This is a genomic window from Ruegeria sediminis (assembly GCF_005938215.1).
Lineage (GTDB): Bacteria > Pseudomonadota > Alphaproteobacteria > Rhodobacterales > Rhodobacteraceae > Ruegeria > Ruegeria sediminis.
Window position 1 is genome coordinate 210,957 of record NZ_VCPD01000006.1, and the last position, 19,575, is coordinate 230,531.

Here is a 19,575-nt window from a genome sequence, read left to right on the forward strand (position 1 = left end):
CAGTGCAAGCAAAGTGGTCCGGCGCGGGGTCATGCCCCTGCTTCCGTCTGCAACGGCTGCTCAATGCCGGACCAGTCGATGTTCCGGATGATCTGGCGCTTGAAGACCTGCAGCGCCTTCGATCTGGCCAGGCGTGCGTCGGCAAAGCTCGGCAGATCGCTGGTCCAGTCGCGATACATCCGGTAGCCCATCCGAACCATTCCGGTCACCGCCTCGCCGTCCGTGGTGAGGCCGGCATAGGCAAGGGGTACGATCCGCCGGGTTATTCCGAACTGCTTCTTGATCTCCACTTCCTCCAGCTGGCTCGTGGTTCCGGTCGAGCCGATGGCCTTTCTCAGCTGGCTGCCGATGGGGCGAGTATGGTGGACCGAGACCTCGTCGAGGATGCCGCATTTGAAGGCGCCGCTTTCAGGAAACCTGCACCAGATGTAGTCAAGGCCGTAGCCGCTCATGGTCGACTTGAACTGCGGCAGGGCGCGTTTCAGCAGGGCCCGGTCGAGGCAGGGCACCATGATCTCGACATGGTTGGTGAACCGGACCCTGAAACTCTGGCACCTGCTGAACAGCATGTGGGTGAAGTAGCTGTCGCGGGCCAGCGACGGCTGACACACGGACAACCCGAAATGCCTGGACAGGTCGAACATCCGGTTGATCGTGTCGCAATCCGTCGCGATGTCGTCATCCGGCAGCCAAACTCGGTCATAGGCATCAAGGCCGTCAAGTGAAACCAGCGTCTTGTACAGACCGTCCCACTTGCCACCCTTGACCAGAACCGCCTGCACGCCTTCGGCCGGCTCGTGCGCGTCAAATGCGACTTCCGAAAAGAAACTGATCAGAAGATCGAAGTTCCTCTCGGCGTAAGGCCGCGCTATCCATCCGGGATGCAGGGAGTTTTCCCCCGCCCGAACCACCACAAGATTATTCTTCATTGCACACCGATCGTCACGGTCAGCCGGTCTTGCCGTTCTTGCTCAGGAACGGACTTTGCGCTTCGTTGCAGCTGTTCCGAAGCAGCCCGTAGCGAAACGCCAGCTGATATTTCAGGTTTTTCAGGAACCGCAGGAACTGTGACGCAGGTTTCAGGGTCTTCCGGTCGGTCGACAGAAGGCTGGCGCAATCATCCCTTTCGCACACCACCGCCGGTTTCAGAAGGAAAATCGGAACGCCGTGTTCCCAGAAATGCTTGAGATCCAGGTCGATCGGCCGATAGAACCGCTCGCTGGAGGCAAGCAGGGATTTCGCGGCGTCTCTTCCGATGAGATACCCGGTGGTGCGCGCGGTCAGCACCTTGCGCTGCACCAGCGCCGCCTTTCCCATCTTGCCGATCGTCGTACCCTCGATTTCGGACCCGCCGTCCAGCTTGATCATGACGCCGCGCAGGTTCTTCGACGCGCTGGCAGCGAGCATCGGCCGCGGATCGGCGACGAACCTGAAATCGTCCTCCAGCACCATCGCCACGTCTTCGTCCGAGTCCGCCAGATGTTGCCAGATCGCCCGGTGCCCGAGGTAGCAATAGCCCTCCGGCGACGACATCGGACGTTTGAAGTGCTTTCGGTTCATCTCCGAATCGTAATGATTGTGCAGCAGCGTCGCATCGGCGGCCGCGTCGCCCAAGGCATCGAAGAACTGAAAGGGCAGCCCGTACCTGTCGAATTGCGACTGCACCGCCAGCCTGCGATCCCGGCTGGATTTCAGAGATAATACGTAGGTTTGCACCATCAGATCCTCGAGAATCCGTCTTTCCGAGCCGACCTTGCGTCTTGTGCAAGAACGCCGATGAAAATTTCTTTTGAACTCAGCAACAAGCAGGGTTTTCCTTGTTTCAACTAGATAGCGCGGTTGGCCCCTATAGTAAATCTGAGCGAGACCCAAGCGCTTGCCGCTTATCGCCGCAGATGAAAAGGAAAATCGGCCGGAACCGCGGAATGTCGCTTATGGATGCCCTGCGCAATCCGAGGAATCCGGCCAAAGCCGATGCGGAGCCCGCCATGTGAAGCCACGGCGATCCACGAAGCGTCCGCCGAGGTCGGGGTGCGAATACTTCTCAGCCGCTCAGGTCCACCACTGGTCGATTTCGGCGATTTCCTCGTCGGTCCAGCCGAAATGATGGGCGAATTCGTGAACGACCACATGTGCGATCAGATCGTCCAAGTCGACGTCGCCGCGATCCCGCCACTCGGCCAGTATGGGCTGGCGAAAAAGCCAGACGACGTCCGGCTGCGGGGCCATGTCCTCGACGGATTTCTCGGTCATGGGAATCCCCTCGTAGAGCCCCGTCAGTTCCAGCGGGTCCGCGACGCCGAGATCTTCCAGCATGTCGGGCTCAGGCCACTCGGCAATGCGAAGAAGCACACCCTTGGCGGCGGGGCGGAAAGCCACGGGCAACGCGGCGACCGTCTTGCGGGCAATCCGTTCGAAATGGTCAAGATCATGGCGCATGTGACGGGTATGGCTTTTTGGGCCGTCCGAGGGAAGCGCGAAGTCGCGCCATGTCCGATCCAAAGCCCGATCCGCACCCCGCCGGAGACCGGCGCCACCGGTCAAGCCGCAAGCGCCGCCTTGGCGTCGGTACGCCCGAAAAAACCCTCATGCAGGGCCTGGATTGCGGGGGAACGGTCCGAACGGGGCAGGATGAACTGCGTGTCCACGTTGCGCGGCCCTTGCATTGCCCCAAGGGGTTCCAGCCCGGCTACGTCGAGGACCTGCATGCCGCGGGCAAGGACCCGGAGACCGTGCAAATCGCGGCCCACGACCGAGACGAGCGCCAGTTTGCGCGCCGTTATCACGGCCTGCGGGTAAAGCGCAGCCAGATCTGCCTCGACGCGGCGCATGGATTTCAGCGACGCGTCCACGTAATGCGTGATGGTGTTGGCGTTGGAAACCTTGGACACGATCCGCACCTTGTGGCGCTTCAGCGCCTCGAGGATCGCCGCGTCATACCCTTTCACACCGACCATGTCCTGCTCGAACAACTCCAGCGCGATGATGTCGAGACCGGTGACGATCTCTACCGCCGGTGTTTCTGCGGGCTGGTCGTCGATGATGGTGCCCGGGTCGTCCGGTTCGAATGCGTTGACCACCCGCAGCGGCACCCCGGCCTGGCGGAGCGTCTTGGCGGCCGAGGGATGAATCGCCTCCATCCCAAGGTTGGCCATCTGGTCGGCCACGTCGTAATTCGTGTGCCCCAGCTTCCGTGCATTCCCGGTCCCGACCAGTTTCGGGTCGGCGGAGGAAAGGTGAAACTCCTTGTGGATGATCGCTTCCCGGGCGCCGGTCAGAGCCGCAAGTTGTGAAAAGGTCACCTCGGAATAACCCCGGTCGTATTCTCGCATCAGCCCTTCGCTGCATTGCGCATAACCGGTGACGATGGGCATTTCCTGCGCGGGGTCGATCCCTTCCATCGCCTGGGAAATGCGCGCGTCCAACGACAGTTCCGACTCGTCGCGCCACCCGGAGAGGTCCACGAGCCGCGCGTTCAGCCCGGCGCGCTGCAGCATCAGGGTGGCGACCAGCGCCGAATGCGCCTCGCCCAGCCCCGACAGCAGTTCGCGGATCTGCAGCAGATGCGCGTTCAGCCGGAAATGCCCGTAAGAGCACAGGCGCTGCAGATCGATCAGGCAGTTCCGCGCCCCTTCGATGCGCTCCTGCACAAAGGCCGAGGCCTGTTCGACATCGGCGGGATGGTCAAGCACCGCCTGATGCGCCGCGATCATGGCCGAGGCGGTGCGGCTGAGGCCGTCATGCCAGCCGTGATCGTCATCGGCGTTGGCGAAGCGGGCATAGACCCCGGCCTCGCCGGTCTTCTTGTGTTCGAGCAGCAGATCCGTGATGCCGCCGAAGGCCGAGACGACGAAGATCCGGCCATAGCGTGGCACGCCGTTCTCGATGAAAAGCGTATCGCGCAACTCGTCGAGGCGGGACATGGACGTCCCGCCGATCTTTTCAACCGTGTGCGACATGGGTCAGGCCTCGACACTCTCGGGGGCGGCGTAGGAACCGTCTTGGCGGTGAACCTCGGTTCCGGTCACCGGCGGGTTGAAGCAGCAGGCCATGACCAGCTCGTCCTTGGCCCGCAGGATGTGGCGGTCATGCTTGTCGAGCGCGTACATCACGCCCGGCCGGATATCGTGCGTGTCGCCCGTGGCCAGGTCGGTGATCGACCCGGTGCCCTGCAGGCAGTAGACGCTTTCGAAATGGTTCTTGTATTCGAACGTGTGTTCGGATCCGGCGTCGAGAAAGGTGATGTGAAACGAAAATCCCATCCCGTCTTCGGCCAGCAGCATCCGCACGCTGGTCCATTGCGCATCGGACACGACTCGGTTCCGTTGGTTTTTCACGATGTCTTCGAAATCTCTGACGATCACTGTTCTTACTCCGCTGCGAATTTGGTTCCGCCGATCACGTCGTTTGCGGCGCCGATGAGAATGTCAAATCCCTTGCGCAGCGTCGCATCCGGCGTCGTGAGGGGCGCGAGGATCTTGACGACCTCGTCCTCCGGTCCCGAGGTCTCGATGATCAGGCCGTTCCGGAAGGCGCGGGCGCAAATCTCGCCTGCCAACTCGCCGGATCCCACGTCAACGCCGCGCATCATGCCGCGGCCCTTGAGCTTTGCGCCCGGTACCATGTCTGCGATGGTTTCAAGCCCGTTCCGGATCATCTCCGCTCGGCGGGCGACGTCCGTTTGCAGGCAATCATCCGACCAGAATTTCTCGATCGCCACCCGGGCGGTGACGAAGGCATGGGTGTTGCCGCGAAAGGTGCCGTTGTGTTCGGCCGGTCCCATCACGTCATGTTCCGGCCTTACTAGAACCAGCCCCATCGGCAGTCCGAAGCCGGAGATTGACTTCGCCAAGGTGACGATATCAGGGGTGATGCCCGCCTCTTCGAATGAAAAGAAGTCGCCCGTCCGGCCGCACCCTGCCTGAATGTCGTCGACGATGAGCAGCGCGCCGTGTTCCCTGGCCAGGTCCGCCACGCGGCGCAGCCATTCGGGCCGGGCGGCGTTGAGTCCACCTTCGCCCTGCACGGTTTCCAGCAGGATCGCCGCAGGCGCGTCGAGGCCCGAGGACCGGTCCTTCAGCATTGCTTCGAGAAAATCGGCCGTATCGCAGCCCTGACCCATGTAGCCGTCATAGGGCATGCGGGTCACATCGTTCAGCGTGATGCCGGCGCCGCCCCGGTGATAACCGTTTCCGGTCGCCGCCAGCGCCCCCTGCGTCACTCCGTGAAACCCGTTGGTGAATGCGATGATATTGGTGCGGCCGGTTGCCTTGCGGGCAATTTTCATCGCCGCTTCGACGGCATTCGCGCCGGTCGGTCCGGTGAACATCACCCGGTGGTCCATGCCGCGCGGGGTCAGGATGTGGGTTTCGAACGTCTCGAGGAACGCGCCCTTGGCCCCGGTATGCAGGTCCAGACCGTGGGCGATGCCATCGGCGTCGAGATGGTTGATCAGGGCGGCCTTCATGTCCGGGTCGTTGTGCCCGTAGTTCAGCGACGAACAGCCCGCGAGGAAATCGATGTAACGCCGCCCCGACGCATCGACCATTTCGGCGCCCTGCGCCCTGGTGAAGACCGTGTCGAAGCCGCGGCAGTAACTGCGCGCTTCGGATTCGCGGCGTTTGAATACAGCTTTGCTGGAGGTGTTCGTAGACATACGACCTCATAGAATGATTGGAAGATTGAGAAGGGGAGTAAACCGGCGGCGGCGCCGTCAGGCCGCGCGGGCCACGCGTTCGGCCAGCCGTATCGTGACAAGGTTTTCCGTCTTGTGCCGGTTCCTGAAGTGCAGGGCCTGCGTGTAGTAGGGCTGGATGTCCAGCCTTGCGTCCTGGAGGCGGGCGAATTTCCGGAACAGCGCCCAGGAGGCGTCATTGTCCGAGGTAATGGTCGTTTGCAGGCGCTTCACGTCCCGGCAGACCGGGCGGTTGAGTATCGTCTGCAGCATCACCGCGCCCAATCCCTTGCCCCTTGCGCGTTCGGACACGGCGACCTGCCAGACGAAAAGCGTCTCGGGGTCGTTGGGCATGACATAGGCCGACACCCATCCGGCGATCTCGCCCGAGAGTTCGGCCACGACGCAGGTGTCGGCAAAATGGTCGCACTGGATCAGGTTGCAGTACATCGAGTTTTCGTCGAGCGGTTCGCAATCGCGCACAAGCTCCCAGATCGCGGCGCCGTCCTTGGCTTGCGGCATGCGCAGGCTTGGCAGGCTGGGACGGGAAAAATCATGGCTGTGCTGCATCGAAACTCGCTCCTCTATTACTTTGCCAAGCTAACTAACAAGGCAGGCGAGAAACTTCAACACCCTAAGTAAAAATGTGCTTATTCGCGCAAAATCGACTATTTTATGACACATTACCGGTCAAAACTGTTTTGAAATGCAAAGCAAATCCACCTTTTCGCGTGATGCTTCCGGCCCTATGCTTTGCCAGTCAAAGCAATGGAGCCGAAATGGATCGCATCGACAGCAGCCTGATCGCTCTGCGCCGCATCTTGCGGGCGACGGAGCTGTATGGGCGAAGGATCAAGCAGACGACGGGCGTGACGGCGGCCCAGTTCCGCGCGCTTCAGATCATCGCCGAGAAAGACGATGCCACGGCCAAGGAAATCGCCCTGCGCATGCGCGTGTCGCAGGCGACCGTCACCTCTTTGGTCGACAAACTGGTGGCCGAAGGCCTGGTCCTGCGGGAAAAATCCGAACAGGACAGGCGCCAGATCAACATTCATCTGACCGGAAAAGGCCGGCGGACGGTGGCGGAAGCGCCGGATCCGTTGCAGCAGCGCTTCGTGCGCAAGTTCTCGGCAATGGAAGATTGGGAGCAGGCCATGCTCGTCTCCAGCCTTGAAAGGGTCGCGGCCATGCTGGACGCCGAGGACATGGATGCATCGCCGGTGCTGGATACGGGCGATATCAAGCATGCTCCGGATCAATGAGTTTCGGGTGGACGCCGGGTTGTTCGGGCCGGATTGACGGCGCGGAACGGCTTGAGGTTTCGGACCGCGGCATGTCAGTCGGATGCGCTGTCAGACGCCGCCACGTCTCCGTGCCTTCCACGCCCGCCGGTCGGTCACTGGCTTCACCAGTATTGCAAGGACCGGCGCGCAAAGCTTGACCTTGGACATGGTCTCCAAGGTTCCCTCGATCAACGCGGCATGGACAATGCTTCCCACGACCGTGATTCCCACTAGGGTCGCGTGGCCAAGCCGCCATGTTCGCGGCCTCAGACGCAACCACTTGCGAAAGGCGGCAATTGTAGCGGCATAGGTTGAACCAGAAAAGAGCCGGATCCTCCGATACAGGTCATCTCTCTTGTTCCAAATCACTTGATGACGGACAGGGGCACCCAGGCGGGTGATTTCTTCGCCCGCCTAGAAACAATGCAATGCGCAGATCGAGAGCAGGTCATCCAGAAATTCATGCAGTGTTTCCGTCTGTCTTTCGAGATCCTGCGTCAAGAAAACAGACTCGCAAAGCCGAATATCGTACAATCTCGAGAGAAATCCGTGTCAAGCCACGCGCTTCTGCAAGCCCGGCAGGCAGTTCGACGATACGGCTGGCATCGTGACGTTTTCCGGGCCGGTTTCCACGGGAAACCGTTTCTTTTGGCCGGCTGCAAGAGAAGTCCGGCGATGCCTGTGAAGATGCCTATCGAGGAGAGGAAGAGATGAAGCAAGCAGTTCTGTCACTATTGGCGACAACAATCCTGTCCGGTGCGGCCTTCGCCAACGCCTCGCTTGGCTATGCCGTTGACGAAAACGAAGTGACCATAGGCAAGGACGTCCAGTATTCGCCCTATCTTCACCAGAGCTACCCGGACCGCGTCTTCTGGGGTGACACCCATCTGCACACTTCCTACTCCACCGATGCGGGCATGATCGGCAACCGGCTCGGGCCGGATGAGGCGTTGCGCTTCGCGAAGGGCCAAGCGGTGATCTCGTCGACGGGCATCCGGGGCCGGCTGATCCGGCCTCTTGATTTCCTGGTGATCGCGGATCACGCCGAGAACCTCGGATTGTCGCCGATGATCGAGGAGTCGAATCCCGAACTCCTGAAGGATCCGGCGGGCAAGGAATTCCATGACCTTGTGAAGTCCGGACAGGGCTGGGAAGCCTATCAGATCTGGAAGAAGGCCGGTGGCGAACTCAGGGATCCGATGCCAAACCCCGAGTTGCAGGCGATGGCGTGGAACCAGATCATCGATTATGTCGATCAGCACAACCAGCCCGGTGTCTTCACCGCCTTCCACGGCTTCGAATGGACCTCGACCCCCGACCTTCGCAATATGCACCGGGTGGTCATTTTCCGGGACGATGCCGAGGCCGCTCGCAAGGTCGTGCCGATGACCATCTTCGATTCCATCGATCCCGAAAAGCTGTGGGATTACATGGAGATGTATGAACAGACGACTGGCGGCAAGGCACTGGCGATCCCACACGGAGGAAACCTGTCGCAGGGTTTGATGTTCGCGGTCGAAACCTTCGAGGGCGAACCGCTGACGGCCGAATATGCGGAACGCCGCATGCGTTGGGAGCCGATCTACGAGGCCACGCAAATGAAGGGTGACGGCGAGGCGCACCCGGCGTTATCGACCGATGACGAGTTCGCCGACTACTACACCTGGGACAAGGGGGACTTCGGCCTGAACCCGAAATTGCCCGAGATGTTGCCGCACGAATACGCGCGCAGCGCACTGAAGCTGGGGTTGGAACAGCATGCCAAGCTCGGGGCGAACCCGTTCAAGTTCGGGATGATCGGCGCCACCGACAGCCACACATCCCTGGCCGGCACCCGCGAAGAGAACTACTTCGGGAAGTTCTCGGGAACCGAGCCGGGCTCCGAAGCTCGTTTCCACGATCTCGTGTCGCAGGACCTGAGGGAAGGCGGCGATGGCAGCCTGGACGTCTACCACTGGGAAACCCTCGCCTCCGGCCTCGCCGGGGTCTGGGCGAAGGAGAATACCCGCGCAGCACTGTGGGACGCCATGAAGCGCAAGGAGGTTTATGCAACGACCGGAACGCGGATGCTGGTTCGGGTCTTTGCAGGATGGGACTTCGAGGCAGACGAGGTGCACAGGCCGGACTTCGCCCGGCAGGGCTATGCCCGCGGCGTGCCCATGGGCGGCGACCTGTCGTCGGCCCCGGAAGGTTCCGCGCCCAGGTTCATGGTCCGTGCCCTGCGCGATCCGGACGGCGCCAACCTTGACCGTGTCCAAATCGTCAAGGGCTGGCTCGACGCGGATGGCGCATCGAAAGAGAGGATTTACGACATCGCCGTGTCCGACGGCCGTGAGATCGGTCCCGACGGCCGCGCGACGGAACCGGTCGGCGATACGGTGGACATAGAGAATGCGTCCTACACCAACACGGTCGGCAATGCCGTTCTCGGCGCGTATTGGGAAGACCCGGATTTCGACCCGTCGCAGATGGCGTTCTACTACGTGCGTGTTCTGGAGATCCCGACGCCAACCTGGATCGCCTATGACGAGAAAGTCTTCGGCAAGGGGGATGCCCCGGAGGAGGCCCTGCGCAAACATCAGGAACGCGCCTACACATCGCCGATCTGGTTCACACCCGGGTAAACCTTTCGGCCAGACCGGGCACTGGCACGGGTAGGACGTGGGCCGGACAAAGGCCCAGGGCGGAGACCTTGGGTCAGTATGGGAATGTGTTCACATCCTGTAGGGATACGCATAACTTTGCACTTAACTGTTGATTTCTATTTTGGAATTTCCTGCCTCATATTGCTAACTTTGCACTCTGTCTCGATCATAACTTTGCACTACAAATGGAAAGTCCATCTCAAACAAAAAAACCCAACTTCACCGAGTGAAGTTGGGTTGCCAAATTCAAAAGCGTTTCGAGCAATCTGAACGAATTGCAGTCGACCGGCTCCAAAGGGATACTTTCGTCGCTCACCTCCATTTTTTCCACAGCGGATCAAGGATTTGATTGAGCTGCTCGCAAGGGGCTGTCTCGCGTAGCCGTTTAACGAGTTTGGGGTCGTTTATTCGGTCCTGCCACCGGCCCGAAAAGTCAAACGATGAAGACCAATGCACTAACGATAACCGATGTAGTGACGGCCAGAAATGCAACTTCAAGGCGGTTCATTTTGATTTCCCGGCGACAGGAGTGACCAATGATCGATCGAGCCCCTTTGCAATTTCCGACATTGCGACAAGTAGACCGCGGGTCGCCTTGCCGTCTTGAAATGCGCCGACGGTTTCAATTCCATTCTCCTCGAACTTTTTGAGCAACGAACGGGAGGTTGTATTGAGATGCTTCGCAAGGGAAGAAACCTGCACAAATGTGCCTTGAAAGGCAGCAAGCGCTTCCGGGTAGATAATTCTGGATACACCACGCGAATGTGAATTGAGTTCATGCTCGATCAATCCGGCGTCGCACCAATGCGCGATGCATTGTTCTTTCCAACCTGTGATCCGAGCAAGTTCCTGAACCGTCCAGCCACCTCCGCTACGAAAATTTTCCAAAAATTGCCGAACCTGCTCTTCGGGGAAGGCGAAATCTGCAAACGCTCCGGAAGTGCTGTTGGCGGCGGGCGAAATCTCCCCGGAGGCCACCGCCTGATAGAAGGCAATCACACCAGTCTTGTCGGTGGTAAAACGCAAGTTGACTTTTCGAAATTCGACAGCTTCGCCTTCGAATACGCGGGCGCGTGAAGCAATTCCTTGGACGAGCTTCTCAAGCTCGTGCTGAGAGTATTTACCGTCGACAAGCGGTCCACGGTTTTCAGGTTGGGTTTTCTCGAGAACACCTGCCTCTTCCAGCAGGCTGAATTGGTTCTTTGATATCCCCAGAAACTCCCGTGTCTTGGTCTTGTCGAGTAGGCTTTCTCTTTCGGCCTTGGTGCTCTCGGCGACGTGTCTGGGAAGCATTGTATGCCGGTGACCAAAACCGCTATGGTCGATCTTTCCTTCAATGAGGCCAGCCGAAACAGCATCTACGATCCGTTCAGCACGCACTCCAATCAGTCGAGCAGCTTCTGCGGCCGAAATCCATGATCGCTTGTGTCTGTCAGACGCGGTTCCTCCAAAATAGGGTCCAGTGAAGTGATTGGCGACAACGTGTTTCAGTGTTTCATGAAAGCTGGTGTAGGCGGGATCCTGGAATGCCATCAGCCTTTGGTACCATTTGCCAAGGCGGGCGGGCGCGGTGTTTCTTTCCGTTCTTAAAAGGCGTTGCTCGACTTCGGCGACAAAGCCGTCAGGCCAGGAACACAAAACTTTTTCGAGGGGTGCCAGGAACTCTCGAGCATCATGCGCTGTTTTCGGATATGGAGCCTTTCCTGGTTTTCCGGTCTTTTGATCCAGCGCATCACCGGCCAGAAACATCAGGAGGCGGGCAATATCGTTGGGGGAAGTAAAGGCCAGAGAAGGAGGCAACTTTGATCTTGCGGGATGCACCTCCCCGGAAATCAGCGCAGAGATTGCCAAATCAAACTGATCCGCCTTCTTGATTGGGAAGTTCTCAAAGGGGAGACCGCAGCCGCAGGAACGGTACCCGCCTTTGTTTGGATCAATCGCGTTTTGGCACAGAGGGCATTTACTTACCAGTTGGACATCATGCCGGGTGCATGCCGTCACGAGAGCGTGCTGCCAAGACTGTTGGTGAGGTATGCTTTCACGCACGCAGACTGGGCAGATCGTCGCGCAATGGTTGCGTTGAAACTGCCAAGATAGCAGAGGCGCATCGGAAGCAGCTCGTGGAGAAATGCGGGACAGGGCACCTTCAGGGGCGCCGAGGCATTTCTCGACCTCTTCGATTTCTTCGATCATTGGACGTCCATATCGCCATCCGAACCCAGCGAGAAACTCACCGACATCGGAATAGCCTTGGGTTTCAGACATACGTCGCAAAAATCCCAGCAAGCTTTCTTTTTCGTAAGGAAGAATTGGCGCGTTCAAGATGCCAACCTCATGTCCCAAGAGACCCGAAGTCCGTCCGGGCATTCTGCATCAAAATGGAGGCCCGCTTCCGCCATAACTGTCGCGTAGGACCGGATGAGCAATACATCATCGGGGCAATCACCCTGGAAGAAGGCGAATGGAGGAATCGGGTATTGCTGCATCCTCCGCGCGCTTTCGGCGAAGCTGTCCGCATCGAGACGCCGGCGCTCTGTTGCACCCATAAGGGCCGACTTGATCATCCTAAGTGCGACAGGAATTCTCCCGGCTGATGCGCCGTAAAGCCGGGGGACCAAATCATCAAATTCAAAATCAATCGCAAAACCACCCTTTTCGATGGCATCAAGGACGGCATAAATGACCCCACAGAACGCGTCGCGGTCTTCTTCCTTTTGCCAATCATAAGGCAGGAAGTAGATTGAGTTGGTGGAGCGATCGCGAAGTTGTTCGTTTCCTTCAATGATGCTTTGAAACCGGGGGAGACCCAGCAAAAGCAGCGTCACTCCGGTCTCGTCCACGATGGTCTTGAGATGGTCAGCCGCTGCCCGTGCAGACAGGTTGGCACCACGCTCAGCACAATGGCTGCACTCATCGAGAGCGATCACTCGCACTTTTGTTTGTTGAATCGTGTGGATCAGCCGTTTTCGCACCGTGGCAGTGTTCTCCCTTTCCCTGCAGAGCAGCCCGAAGGCTTCAAGCGCAGCGCGGTAAATGTCCCGATCATTCGGTTTCGGGGGAATCCTGCCAAACACGAAATCACTGACAGGCAAAAGGCTGGCGTTGGTTTCCACTTCTCGGCCGGTTTTGGTTTTCAGAAGGTTGGCAACCGCGGATTTCCCAATTCGTGTCGGTCCCAGTAAGGGAATGATTGTTCCGTTTCGAGGATCTTTGACAGCAAGGTGTTGTTCAACCTCGTTATAAACGCTTTCAAAAAAATCGTGACGAACCAGCTGCGAGATGATGGGCAGATCGAATTTTGACATTGGTTCACTCCATGTCGATGAGAGTTGGGATTTTCGCGGGTTTCCGGACCGGATTTTTTGCGATGGCCCTATTGGCTGCGCGTTTGCTGCCGGCAGCTACCGCAGTTGGTTGCTTGGAACGATCAAGGATTCTCTGGTGTTGCACACGCGTGGCTTCGATTTCACGGGCTGCTTTCATCGGTGTTTTCACCTTGTTCCCCCGAGATTTGGCATTGCGGTTTCTCGTGATCCGATCAGCTTCTTCAGCCAGTGCAAATGCGGTAGCTCGTGCGGCCAAGTCTTCGTCCATTTGTTTCTGCGTTTTCTTTCTTCGAAGGCGAGCTTCCTGAAACCCGACAGCAAGGACCTCGGTCTCCTTCGCTGGAACAGGAAAATGTTGGTTTGTTAGCGGATTCAGGACTGCGATTTCCCGGATGTCCGCAGGGTCATACTGGACCTCGACCCTTTGCTTTGGCCCGATGCCAGCCAGCAGTGCCATGAGTTCGTCGGAATTGTATTGGATGCCTCCTACTTCAATCCCGTATTTCTGAAGAACCCGCGTTTCCCCGGAAACCATGAACATCGCTCGCATTTCTTCGGGCGTTGGGGGATCGGGAAGCAATGCCTGCGCTGCCAAACGGTTCCAGCAATCGATTGGTGATTCATTCGACCGCAAGGGCGACTGAATTTTTCGCCGGGCCTTCTTGCCGTAGACGTCAAAACGCCATTTCTGGAGTATGGTCTCGAAATCCTCGATGGTCAGGCTGGCTTCGTTCATTGCCTTTTTCGTGCGGGTTCGGTTCTGCATCAATGGTGATGCTGTAGATCCCGGTAGCGTTTCAATGAACTGGTTCAACTCACGGAAGAAACGCTCCACAAACGGCTTGTCTTCTGGATGGCCAGGGATGTTTTGGAACCATTCGATGCCCCCATTCCTGAGGACAGGTTCCACAAAGTCACCGCCATTTTCACTACCCTGGTCAACGCTGACGGTTTTCGGGCGCCCGCACATTTTTTTGCGGTTCTGAATACCTGCTCGGTCGAAGATGTCGTCCGACGTCGGCGACATGACTCCGCGGAGCGTTTGAGAAACAAGTTCCGAGTGAGGCGCTCGAAGGGATACCACCAGGGACAATGGCCATCCGGTAGCGGCATCCACAGCAGCACAAATGGTTGGTCTTCCGATGGCTTGTCCCAGCGGATCTGAAAGTATGATGTTTCCTGGCGTGCAGTCGATTTCAACCAAGTCGAGGGGGAGTTCGACATGGTGAAAATAGCGAGCCTTCAAGATCCGCTGGCGTGCATCCTGCGAATCCAGTCGCATTTTTATCAAATCGTTGTACGGCAGCGAATTCAGTACAGCTAAGGTGGAAGCACGCCCGCATGCGTTAGGTTCTTTCTTATCCTTCGCGCATTTTTCAAGATATTCGTACTTGGCGCGGTCAGAAAGTGCAGTGACCGTGAGCCGGTCGTTGGTGCCGTAGAACCGGTCGAGGATGTCGAGCACGGTATCTTCGAAGACCATGTCATGGCGTGCGGTTCGATTTCCCCGATCTTTCACACGGGGCAACAATCCGTCGCGCCCCTCCTGTGCAAAGGCTTTCCGCCAATAAAATACTGTCCGTCGCTTCGGTCGGTCATTCAGGAACGTCTTGTAGGCAGGCTTGGTTGTGACACGAGCATGGGCCAGCCCAATTGCTTCGTCCATCTTGCAACGACCGGGAGCGGTTTGCAGGGTTTCGTTAATCTCCCGCAATATCTCGATGCGGTATTGCTGCTCTCTACGCGCCGCTTCATCTGGGATGCGGGGGATGTGTGTTGGAGATCCGGAAGCGGGTTTTACTCGCCCCTGAGCCCGACATTGTCTGTATTCCTGGTCAGAAAGCTCAATCCGCTTGCCTTCGCTCGATTGGCCGATGACGAAGGCTGGGGACCGTACAACCACTTCATAGACGGCGCCATCCAAGTCGATGAGGTCGCCAAGGCTTTGGGCATTTTCGACAATCATAGCGGCAACCTCTCAAGTGAAGAGTTGCTGCTCGCTTGGGTCGATATACAAGTTGAACACGCAAGGCGACGTGTATGAAGATCCGCATGCAGGAAGCCATTGGCCACCGCTGTCAAAACGAGCTTTTGTGGAATCTTTTGTTTCTCGATCAGGTCACCAATGGTCGCAGCCGACGCGGAGGCCGAAATGATCCTTGTCTTCTCCGCGTTGGACAAGCGGAGGCTTTGATACGGATGAAGTAGACGAATGTTCTGGCTGAAGACTTCTGGGAAGTATGCTTCATCGACCAGTACAAGCCGTACGCCGAAGCGCTGAAGGATACTTGGGTAGCCCAAGATCTCAGGTGACTTCTCGATCAGCCAAGAATGCTTGGACTCAATGAGCACTGTCCCCGTTTCCAGGGTGGCCTCAAAGTCAGGAGTGTAAGGGCGCGGTTTGCAACGCAACCCCTCGAACGAGCTGTCGAGGTGTTCCTTCGATCGGAAAAAACGTCCTGTGTTCATCTCGATCGTCATGGGTTGCGGTCGAAAGCTCTTCACCCTCCGATCAAGCGACAGAGCTATCGCGGTGCTTGTTTCCAGGCGGCTCTCGAGTTTGATGATCCCCGGGCTCTTTTTCAGTGAAATGTTGTGAGCTTTCTTCATTTGGCCGCGTTTGTGAGTAGGCCTCGCTACCGGGGCGGCTTGTTTGTCCACTCGCATGCTTAACCCTTTCCTGATTCTGTTAGTAATACTAACATCAACGTCGGATCGTTCTGAGAATCCGAAACAAACCGGTTTGGGAGCCCGAAAATGCCTGCACATCGGACCCTTGAGGAGATTGCCGCCGAGAAAAACTGGATCGCATTTGCGAAGAAACTTCGTGCCGCAGTAAAGGTGCGCGAGCACTATGGTTTCAGTGACATAGACAGCATTTTGGACAAGGTTGCTGAGCTTCGCGGACAGGATCGCGCCAGCTTGAGAAACCCTGTGTATGCCGAAAAATGGCTCGAGAAGAACGCTCCTGAAATCCATGCCTCGGAACCTGAATACGTCGCTATGACTTCCGTCCTGAGCTTGATCCAACTCGAGCGCATAAGTGAGGCTGGGGTCCTGGAGTTAGCGCCAAGGGTGTTTGATGGGACCGCTACCCGCACCGAACTCAAGCTAAGAATTGAGAACGCAAAGCACGAAACCCACCAGTCGGCAGGCGTTGGATATGACCGCTGGCATAGAAAGCGGAAATATGAGGACTTCGTCAAACGGTACCTAAGAAACAACATTGGTGCGTTGACCAAAGGCATGAATGCAGAGCTACGCCCCCGGGACAAATCGAAGCCAGTTCCTTGTGACTTGGAGCTCTGGCGTGGTGGAAAGCCCCTTGCGGCAGTGGAGCTCAAAAGTCATCGGCAAAAAATCACGCATAAGTTTCAAATAGAAACTTTGTCGGTAGCATCGTTGCTGCTTCGCGAGTTCCCAAAGGCATTCATAATTACCCCAACGAGCTGGGAACGCACGATACCATCCCTGTTGGATCTTCGTGATCGGTTGAGTTTGCAGAAAGTCAAAATTGCTGTCTTTGATTCAGAACTTGCCGATAGCCACCCTGATAGAGCATTGAGAGTACGATAGGGAATTGGCCCTCGAAGAGGGTATGGCGCTGCTGGCCGTACGCGCTGTTGTGGCGCGGTTGCAAAGTGAAGGCGCCCGCCATACCAAATCAACTGGGAAATATTGATCCGGGTTGGAGGGGGAGTTGTTTGAACCGCGCCCGGAAGAGGAAGCTATCTTTGCGGACCGGCGGAAACGTGGCCTCGGTGTCGGTCTTGACGAAAACGGTCAGACTGTCAGGCAAGCGCCCGAAGATGACTCGATGGATTGACCATCAGAATCCCGTGCCTTCGTCATCCCCGCCATTGTCGGAAGATGTCGTCGTCGCCTTTCTTCGTGGACGAGAAATCCTCTGTGGCAAGCGCGTGTGATCCAGGCTGAGGCCAAGATGATCCCCCGCGGGGTCGAGGATATCTTTCAGACGATCAAGCATACCAAGAACAAGGAGGGCCATCGCAAACGTCTCAAGTCGGACGCTCCCATCTCCTCTTTCGAGCTTGGCAAGCGTCTTGTCCGTGACGCCGATCCTGCTGCAGAAATCGGCGACAGCGAAACGGCGTTTTTTTCGAGCGGTCTTGATATCGGCCCCGAGCTGGCGCAGGGCCGACTGAACTTGTAAAGATGCCATGGAGGCAGTTTAACCGGAAATAATTCCGATTAAAAGCCGTTTAATCAGATCTACGTCCGGCTTTGAGATCTCCTTTGACCTTTCTCGTTTGGTGAGTACGTATGTCGGATCGGTGGCAGCTCCTTCATCCGATCGCGAGATTGACGCCCAACTGGGAGTGTGCTCGCCACAGTTGTCCTGCAGTTGAACATCGAGATCGATATCTATGACCTGAAAGACGCCATGCTCATGGCGCACCGTCGCCGGCCGTTTGGGCGACAAAACGGGCGACGGCTTTTTCATCTCCTTCCCGGATTGCATCGAGAAGCGTGCGCCCACCCAATACGTCGTCCGGAGCCAGGAGGATGTCGATGACCACCCAGGGGTCACTTCCCTGGCAGGCACCGAGCACGGTTTTGATGCCAGGCAGAACGTCAGTTTTCCCGAACTGAAACGCAGGGTAGAACCAACTGGGTCCCATCCGGACCGCAAGAAGACTTCCGGCGTTCCTGCGCTTGTCCACGGCGTGCCGTTTGATCCTGAGGGTTTCCGCGACTTGCGAGGAAGACAGCATCTCGCCCGCCATTTTCAGAAGGCGGCGGCGATGCTCGATCGAGCGCCCGACCGCGCCAGAGAGTGGGTCGGCTTCTCGAGAAGGATCAAATACCCTTGGATCGCTCATTATCCGTGCCAGAGCGCCAATATCGGATGACGCAGCCACTGCATGCACCGAAAGATCGTTCGGCAATTGCCGAACGATGTGTGTTATCGCCCGAATTGCGCGCAGAATGAGAGCCGGGTGGGTTTGATCCGAGCCTTCGATAGCGGGTAGTTCGTGCATCAGGGCCTCAGCGCCCGGTTCATCCGACATGGCCGCCGACAGGACTTCGTCGGGAAGTTCCGCCGCCACCTGTTTTATCCACTCTACGGATTGAGCGATGAACTGGTCCCGTACCGATCTCCCGACCATTCCATTCGTGCCCATTTCATTCGGATCGGCCATTGATCGTTTGACGTCCTTACTTTTGGTCCGACATTGTCTGTTTCTCTATCATTGCTGCAGCATATGCACGCGCGAGCCTTTCCGCATCCGGCCCCGCTCGATGTGGCTGAGGGAGGGCGGCAAGCGTTTCACAAGCCGCATCGTATGCGGGTCCCGTGAAGCGTGACAACAGCGCATCCATTCCGGCAAGCAGGATGTTCGGTTCGAACCCGCGGGCCTTCAGCAACATGTCAAGCCAGCGCTGATCATGCCCCGGCGCGTCGGAAACAACAACTTTTCCGGCGATCTGGGCCACGAGCCAGTTTGAAACAGCTTGGACATCCAAGCCTTCGCTCTCAAGAAGGTCACGCGAGATACCGTGCAACTTTTGACTTTCCAGCGACCACGACGACATGTTCCAATGCTTGGCAGGACGAACGAGAACCGAGGCTGTACGGATCTCTGATCCCTCGATACAAGCCAAGCCGACTTCGATGGGAAACGATCCGCGTCGAAGGCTCGATGCTTCGAAGTCGATGAATGCGAGCTTCATAGCGCCAACGTCAACGCAATCAAAAGCGAGGTCTGTGACGACCCGCATTATGCCGTTGTCAGCACCCACCAAGTATCCAAAGCCGTGATCCGGCTCTGAACTCTGCATCATTGTCCGAAAACAGCGACGCCATTCCGCCCAACTCCTCGAAGCTATGGCGCACAGTACCAGCTTGCGCGGGGTTTCGGAATACGGGCATGGCGCAACCAGCCCTTGACGGTAGATGTTGAAGGGCTTGCGATTTGCGACGCGAACGGTATATACTTTCATATATCCAGAGAGGCGTATGATGATTGAAACCAAGATCAGGAAGGTTGGCAACTCCGCGGTCATGACGCTGACGACAGAAATGTTGACGATCCTCGACGCCAAGGAGGGTGACACGCTGTTCGTCGTGCGCGGCGATGATGGCAGCCTGAAGATCACTCCACACGATCCTGCGGTCGCGTCCGCATTGGCAGCCGCGGAAATCGTCATGGACGAGAATCGCGATCTGCTTCAGGCTCTTGCATGACGGAGCCGACCTGGGTTCCGCTTGCCGCCGTCCTTGCCATCCATGATAGACAGATAGCCCGCCATGGCGGCGCCTCTGGGATGCGTGACCGGGCGCTTTTGGAGATGGGCTGCGCGCGTGCGATGAATCTCGCCGCATATTCCGACGCCGGCCTCGCGGAGATCGCGTCGGCCTATGCTTTCGGTATCTCCAAGGCACATGCCTTCATGGACGGAAACAAGCGCACGGCCTTTGTGACGGCCCTCACCTTTCTTCGGCTCAACGGCTACTCCTTCCGGCCTCAGCCGATCGAAGGTGCAAGGATGATGGAGGATCTGGCCTCAGGGCGGGTCAGCGAGGCGGATTTCGCCGAATGGCTTTCGAGTGGGATGAATCCGATCTGAAGCCTCGAAGATTTCTACGAGCGACGCGGCCACTCAGGAAAATGGCCCCGCTG

20 protein-coding genes are annotated in these 19,575 nt (G+C 57.7%); 6 read left to right on the top strand and 14 right to left on the bottom strand.

Going from position 1 to position 19,575, the window contains the following annotated elements:
• Positions 1-29 precede the first annotated feature (29 nt).
• From FGK63_RS16610 to ectA, 7 genes are all read right to left on the bottom strand, one after another.
• Positions 30-929: a hypothetical protein gene (locus FGK63_RS16610; protein WP_138844322.1), complete on the bottom strand. Its 900-nt coding sequence runs from the start codon at positions 927-929 to the stop codon at positions 30-32.
• 19 nt (positions 930-948) lie between these two features.
• Positions 949-1,719 (bottom strand): glycosyltransferase family 25 protein, encoded by a 771-nt coding sequence (locus FGK63_RS16615; protein ID WP_138844323.1) that lies wholly within the window; start codon positions 1,717-1,719, stop codon positions 949-951.
• 333 nt (positions 1,720-2,052) lie between these two features.
• Entirely contained in the window at positions 2,053-2,439 is a 387-nt protein-coding gene (locus FGK63_RS16620; RefSeq protein ID WP_138844446.1) for a metallopeptidase family protein, read from the bottom strand.
• 101 nt (positions 2,440-2,540) lie between these two features.
• A complete protein-coding gene (locus FGK63_RS16625) occupies positions 2,541-3,959 on the bottom strand; it encodes an aspartate kinase (protein WP_138844325.1) in 1,419 nt (472 codons plus the stop codon).
• Between the two features lie 3 nt (positions 3,960-3,962).
• Positions 3,963-4,364, bottom strand: coding sequence for an ectoine synthase (locus FGK63_RS16630; RefSeq protein WP_138844327.1), 402 nt, complete (start codon positions 4,362-4,364; stop codon positions 3,963-3,965).
• Between the two features lie 5 nt (positions 4,365-4,369).
• Positions 4,370-5,656 (bottom strand): diaminobutyrate--2-oxoglutarate transaminase, encoded by a 1,287-nt coding sequence (gene ectB / locus FGK63_RS16635; RefSeq protein WP_138844329.1) that lies wholly within the window; start codon positions 5,654-5,656, stop codon positions 4,370-4,372.
• 57 nt (positions 5,657-5,713) lie between these two features.
• On the bottom strand, positions 5,714-6,244 hold the full coding sequence (gene ectA, locus FGK63_RS16640; RefSeq protein ID WP_138844331.1) for a diaminobutyrate acetyltransferase: 531 nt from the start codon (positions 6,242-6,244) through the stop codon (positions 5,714-5,716).
• A 209-nt stretch (positions 6,245-6,453) separates the two neighbouring features.
• Here ectA and FGK63_RS16645 point away from each other — a divergent pair, with 209 nt between their 5' ends.
• The gene (locus FGK63_RS16645) at positions 6,454-6,936 is read left to right on the top strand and encodes a MarR family winged helix-turn-helix transcriptional regulator (protein WP_138844332.1); all 483 of its coding nucleotides are present in this window, start codon (positions 6,454-6,456) and stop codon (positions 6,934-6,936) included.
• A 90-nt stretch (positions 6,937-7,026) separates the two neighbouring features.
• Here the strand turns inward: FGK63_RS16645 and FGK63_RS20820 are convergent, their stop codons facing one another.
• The gene (locus tag FGK63_RS20820) at positions 7,027-7,173 is read right to left on the bottom strand and encodes a hypothetical protein (RefSeq protein WP_171052686.1); all 147 of its coding nucleotides are present in this window, start codon (positions 7,171-7,173) and stop codon (positions 7,027-7,029) included.
• A gap of 494 nt (positions 7,174-7,667) precedes the next feature.
• Between FGK63_RS20820 and FGK63_RS16650 the strand changes: the two genes are divergently transcribed.
• Complete coding sequence (locus tag FGK63_RS16650; RefSeq protein WP_138844335.1) at positions 7,668-9,581, top strand: DUF3604 domain-containing protein; 1,914 nt, start codon at positions 7,668-7,670, stop codon at positions 9,579-9,581.
• 525 nt (positions 9,582-10,106) lie between these two features.
• Here the strand turns inward: FGK63_RS16650 and FGK63_RS16655 are convergent.
• From FGK63_RS16655 to FGK63_RS16670, 4 genes are read right to left on the bottom strand one after another with little or no spacing between them, the layout of a single operon-like run.
• Complete coding sequence (locus FGK63_RS16655; RefSeq protein WP_171052687.1) at positions 10,107-11,924, bottom strand: TniQ family protein; 1,818 nt, start codon at positions 11,922-11,924, stop codon at positions 10,107-10,109.
• Positions 11,921-12,907: a TniB family NTP-binding protein gene (locus FGK63_RS16660; protein ID WP_138844339.1), complete on the bottom strand. Its 987-nt coding sequence runs from the start codon at positions 12,905-12,907 to the stop codon at positions 11,921-11,923. Before FGK63_RS16660 ends, FGK63_RS16655 begins: the two co-directional genes overlap by 4 nt.
• Before the next feature lie 4 nt (positions 12,908-12,911).
• Complete coding sequence (locus FGK63_RS16665; RefSeq protein WP_138844341.1) at positions 12,912-14,894, bottom strand: Mu transposase C-terminal domain-containing protein; 1,983 nt, start codon at positions 14,892-14,894, stop codon at positions 12,912-12,914.
• On the bottom strand, positions 14,891-15,409 hold the full coding sequence (locus FGK63_RS16670) for a hypothetical protein (RefSeq protein ID WP_218961151.1): 519 nt from the start codon (positions 15,407-15,409) through the stop codon (positions 14,891-14,893). Before FGK63_RS16670 ends, FGK63_RS16665 begins: the two co-directional genes overlap by 4 nt.
• A gap of 276 nt (positions 15,410-15,685) precedes the next feature.
• Between FGK63_RS16670 and FGK63_RS16675 the strand changes: the two genes are divergently transcribed.
• Together FGK63_RS16675 and FGK63_RS20825 are read left to right on the top strand one after the other, a co-directional pair.
• Positions 15,686-16,504 (top strand): hypothetical protein, encoded by an 819-nt coding sequence (locus tag FGK63_RS16675; protein WP_138844344.1) that lies wholly within the window; start codon positions 15,686-15,688, stop codon positions 16,502-16,504.
• A gap of 367 nt (positions 16,505-16,871) precedes the next feature.
• Entirely contained in the window at positions 16,872-17,102 is a 231-nt protein-coding gene (locus FGK63_RS20825) for a hypothetical protein (protein ID WP_171052688.1), read from the top strand.
• Between the two features lie 235 nt (positions 17,103-17,337).
• Here FGK63_RS20825 and FGK63_RS16685 read toward each other — a convergent pair whose 3' ends face one another.
• Positions 17,338-18,093, bottom strand: coding sequence for a DNA-binding protein (locus FGK63_RS16685; RefSeq protein ID WP_138844346.1), 756 nt, complete (start codon positions 18,091-18,093; stop codon positions 17,338-17,340).
• 16 nt (positions 18,094-18,109) lie between these two features.
• Positions 18,110-18,958, bottom strand: coding sequence for a 3'-5' exonuclease (locus tag FGK63_RS16690; RefSeq protein WP_218961157.1), 849 nt, complete (start codon positions 18,956-18,958; stop codon positions 18,110-18,112).
• On the opposite strand from FGK63_RS16690, the gene FGK63_RS16695 reads away from it, so the two are divergent.
• Together FGK63_RS16695 and FGK63_RS16700 are read left to right on the top strand one after the other, a co-directional pair.
• Complete coding sequence (locus tag FGK63_RS16695) at positions 18,915-19,139, top strand: AbrB/MazE/SpoVT family DNA-binding domain-containing protein (protein ID WP_138844350.1); 225 nt, start codon at positions 18,915-18,917, stop codon at positions 19,137-19,139. The genes FGK63_RS16690 and FGK63_RS16695 overlap by 44 nt on opposite strands.
• Positions 19,136-19,522, top strand: coding sequence for a type II toxin-antitoxin system death-on-curing family toxin (locus FGK63_RS16700; protein ID WP_138844352.1), 387 nt, complete (start codon positions 19,136-19,138; stop codon positions 19,520-19,522). The genes FGK63_RS16695 and FGK63_RS16700 overlap by 4 nt, the downstream gene beginning before the upstream one ends.
• Positions 19,523-19,575 lie beyond the last annotated feature (53 nt).

What these genes read in the sequence shown, in the direction of transcription:
- FGK63_RS16690 (WP_218961157.1), bottom strand. Translation starts at nt 18,958, where the DNA reads ATGACCGCGGAGTTGCCAACCTTCCTGATCTTGGTTTCAATCATCATA.
- FGK63_RS16675 (WP_138844344.1), top strand. Translation starts at nt 15,686, where the DNA reads ATGCCTGCACATCGGACCCTTGAGGAGATTGCCGCCGAGAAAAACTGG.
- FGK63_RS16620 (WP_138844446.1), bottom strand. Translation starts at nt 2,439, where the DNA reads ATGCGCCATGATCTTGACCATTTCGAACGGATTGCCCGCAAGACGGTC.
- FGK63_RS16700 (WP_138844352.1), top strand. Translation starts at nt 19,136, where the DNA reads ATGACGGAGCCGACCTGGGTTCCGCTTGCCGCCGTCCTTGCCATCCAT.
- FGK63_RS16685 (WP_138844346.1), bottom strand. Translation starts at nt 18,093, where the DNA reads ATGGCCGATCCGAATGAAATGGGCACGAATGGAATGGTCGGGAGATCG.
- FGK63_RS16660 (WP_138844339.1), bottom strand. Translation starts at nt 12,907, where the DNA reads ATGTCAAAATTCGATCTGCCCATCATCTCGCAGCTGGTTCGTCACGAT.
- FGK63_RS20825 (WP_171052688.1), top strand. Translation starts at nt 16,872, where the DNA reads ATGATCCCCCGCGGGGTCGAGGATATCTTTCAGACGATCAAGCATACC.
- FGK63_RS16665 (WP_138844341.1), bottom strand. Translation starts at nt 14,894, where the DNA reads ATGATTGTCGAAAATGCCCAAAGCCTTGGCGACCTCATCGACTTGGAT.
- FGK63_RS16625 (WP_138844325.1), bottom strand. Translation starts at nt 3,959, where the DNA reads ATGTCGCACACGGTTGAAAAGATCGGCGGGACGTCCATGTCCCGCCTC.
- FGK63_RS16610 (WP_138844322.1), bottom strand. Translation starts at nt 929, where the DNA reads ATGAAGAATAATCTTGTGGTGGTTCGGGCGGGGGAAAACTCCCTGCAT.
- FGK63_RS16695 (WP_138844350.1), top strand. Translation starts at nt 18,915, where the DNA reads ATGATTGAAACCAAGATCAGGAAGGTTGGCAACTCCGCGGTCATGACG.
- FGK63_RS16650 (WP_138844335.1), top strand. Translation starts at nt 7,668, where the DNA reads ATGAAGCAAGCAGTTCTGTCACTATTGGCGACAACAATCCTGTCCGGT.
- ectB (WP_138844329.1), bottom strand. Translation starts at nt 5,656, where the DNA reads ATGTCTACGAACACCTCCAGCAAAGCTGTATTCAAACGCCGCGAATCC.
- FGK63_RS16645 (WP_138844332.1), top strand. Translation starts at nt 6,454, where the DNA reads ATGGATCGCATCGACAGCAGCCTGATCGCTCTGCGCCGCATCTTGCGG.
- FGK63_RS16670 (WP_218961151.1), bottom strand. Translation starts at nt 15,409, where the DNA reads ATGACGATCGAGATGAACACAGGACGTTTTTTCCGATCGAAGGAACAC.
- FGK63_RS16615 (WP_138844323.1), bottom strand. Translation starts at nt 1,719, where the DNA reads ATGGTGCAAACCTACGTATTATCTCTGAAATCCAGCCGGGATCGCAGG.
- ectA (WP_138844331.1), bottom strand. Translation starts at nt 6,244, where the DNA reads ATGCAGCACAGCCATGATTTTTCCCGTCCCAGCCTGCCAAGCCTGCGC.